The 1,771-nt window shown below is 75.3% G+C and carries 3 protein-coding genes; all 3 read right to left on the bottom strand.

Annotated features, from left to right (window positions below):
- Positions 1 to 750, bottom strand: a 750-nt coding sequence (locus tag H5J33_RS33995; RefSeq protein WP_181798520.1) for a hypothetical protein, incomplete at its 3' end; no start/stop codon positions are given.
- The gene (locus H5J33_RS33990; RefSeq protein ID WP_181798519.1) at positions 750 to 1,397 is read right to left on the bottom strand and encodes a bifunctional 2-polyprenyl-6-hydroxyphenol methylase/3-demethylubiquinol 3-O-methyltransferase UbiG; all 648 of its coding nucleotides are present in this window, start codon (positions 1,395 to 1,397) and stop codon (positions 750 to 752) included. The genes H5J33_RS33995 and H5J33_RS33990, both read right to left, overlap by 1 nt.
- Positions 1,390 to 1,771 (bottom strand): UDP-N-acetylglucosamine 2-epimerase (locus H5J33_RS33985; protein WP_181798518.1); only part of this gene is annotated, 382 nt, incomplete at its 5' end. The genes H5J33_RS33985 and H5J33_RS33990, both read right to left, overlap by 8 nt.

The following is a 1,771-nucleotide window of genomic DNA, read 5'->3' as shown; positions in this document are numbered from 1 at the left end:
GCGGGCCGCCGACACCAGGGCCCGGCCCACCTTCAGGGAGGTGGAGCCCTCCAGCATGTGCACCCGGGCCTGGAGCACCTCGACCCGGTCGCGGGCCTGGCGCAGGGCGGAGGCCAGCTGCTCCTTCTCCCGTACGGTGACGGCGAGCCGGTCGGCGAGTCCGTCCTCGCGGGCGGCGTCCCGGGCGCGTTCGGCCTCCTCGGCGCGGCGTTCCAGGTCCTGGTGGCGGGCGCGCAGGGTGCGGGCGGCGAGGTCGGCGAGGACGTACTCGTCGGCGGTGCGCAGGATGGTGGCGAAGCCGTCGGTGGGCACCGGGCGGCCGAACCAGTCGTGCGGGGGCAGGAGTTCGTCGCCGGCCAGGCGGGTGAGCACCGCGCCCGCGTGCAGGTGGGCGTAGTCGAGCGGGGCGGCGCGCAGCACCTGGCAGCGCTGGGTCACCAGGTCGTCCAGCAGCCGGTGGTAAGGGGGTTCGGGCCCGGGGTGGCCGAACAGCAGCAGGCCGCGGGCGCCGGGCCGCAGGCGGCGCAGTACGGCGAGCAGGGCGTCCTCGGTGCCGTGCACGGCCGGGTCGGGCCCGTACGACAGGAGCACCAGGTCGCCCTCGCGAAGGGTGCGTCGTCCGTCGTCACGGCGCGGGGTGACGCCGTCGGGAAGGTGGAGGTAGGGGGCGAGGCGCAGGCCGGGGCCGGTGGCGTCGACGACCGTGGTGACGCCGTCGAGGTGCGGGTGGAGCAGATCGGTCAGGCGCATCAGCGGATCCTCGTGAAGACGTGGAAGCCGGTCACGGCCTCGCGGAAGCCGTACGGCCGGAACTCGGTGTGCCGCAGGCCGAGGGGTTCGAGGGCGGCGCGGTAGCCGTCCGCGGGCCGGTACCGGATCCGCCCGTCGCGGGTGCGGGGTACGGGCGTGTCCGCGTCGGTGACGATCAGCCGGCCGGTGAGGCGCACCAGGGAGGCCAGGTTGCGCAGGGCCGCCGCCCACTCGGTGTCGCCCGGCAGGTGGAAGAGCACGTCGACGCAGAGCACGATGTCGTACGGCCAGGGGCTGCGCCACTCGTCGAGCCGGGCCCGGGTGTAGCGGGGGCCGTCGCCGGCGGCGCGGGCCCGGTCGATCGCCTCCTGGTCGGTGTCGATGGCGTCCACGCGGTGGCCGCAGCGGTCCAGGGCGCGCGCGAAGTACCCGGTGCCGCAGCCCGCGTCGAGCACGAACAGCGGGGCGGCCGGGGAGTGCAGGTCGCCGATGAGGGTGAGCAGGATGCCGAGCCGGAGGGCGTAGAACAGTTCGTTGCCGGCCCGGTCGAGTTCCGGGTGGCCGCCGGTGATCAGCTCGTCCTGCTCGCGGTGGCGGGCGTCCCGGTGGCCGAGGGGGGTGTCGTGGTCCGGGGCGGCGTCAGTCATGGTGCTCCAGCCACCGGGTGATCAGGCGGGCTATCCGGGGACCGGCCTTGCCGTCCCACAGCGGCGGGCCCTCCGCGGGCGCGGCCGGGGCGCCGTCGAGCGCCTTGCACAGGGCGGGGACCAGCTCGCCGGGGCCGACCAGGCGGTTGGTGCCGTGGGTGACGGTGACGGGGCGTTCGGTGGTGGTGCGCAGCGTCAGGCAGGGCACGCCGAGCACGGTGGTCTCCTCCTGCACCCCGCCGGAGTCGGTGATCACGGCGGCGGCGCCGCGCACCAGGCTCATGAACTCGACGTAACCGAGGGGTTCGAGGAGGTGCACGCCGGGTGCGTGATGTGCGGCACGCCGGTCTTCTTGTCGCGGACGATGGTCACGT

This window comes from Streptomyces sp. WELS2 (genome assembly GCF_013870595.1).
Classification (GTDB): Bacteria; Actinomycetota; Actinomycetes; order Streptomycetales; family Streptomycetaceae; genus Streptomyces.
This window is presented reverse-complemented; position numbering and strand designations above follow the sequence as displayed.